The organism is Acinetobacter sp. A2 (genome assembly GCF_012371325.1).
Lineage (GTDB): Bacteria > Pseudomonadota > Gammaproteobacteria > Pseudomonadales > Moraxellaceae > Acinetobacter.
Window position 1 is genome coordinate 1 of the sequence record NZ_JAAZQX010000071.1, and the last position, 509, is coordinate 509.

The following is a 509-nucleotide window of genomic DNA, read 5'->3' on the forward strand; positions in this document are numbered from 1 at the left end:
TCTTCACGTTTTTGTATGGGCGCTGCATGGCGTAACCCACATGAACGTGATATGCCTTATGTGTTGGAAATGGTACGTGAAGTAAAGGCACTGGGTTTAGAAACCTGTATGACTTTAGGCATGCTGAATCAATCTCAGGCAGAGCGTTTAAAAGATGCTGGCTTGGACTATTACAATCACAACCTCGACACGTCGCGTGAATATTATCCTAATGTGATCAGCACTCGCAGCTTTGACGATCGTTTAAATACCTTAGACATTGTGCGTCAAACTGGTATGAAAGTGTGTAGTGGCGGTATTGTTGGTTTAGGTGAAGACACCCAAGACCGTATTGGTTTATTGCATGAATTGGCGACATTGCCATTACACCCTGAATCTGTGCCGATCAATATGTTAGTGCCGATTGAAGGTACACCGTTGGCTGAAGTAGAAAAACTAGATGTGATTGAGTGGATTCGTACCATTGCGGTTGCGCGTATTATTATGCCAAACAGTTACATTCGTTTATC

General features: G+C 43.2%; 1 protein-coding gene. It reads left to right on the forward strand.

Annotated elements, in window-relative coordinates; all coding sequences use genetic code 11:
- Window positions 1–509, forward strand: a 509-nt coding sequence (gene bioB, locus HHA43_RS13135; RefSeq protein WP_168542772.1) for a biotin synthase BioB, incomplete at both ends; no start/stop codon positions are given.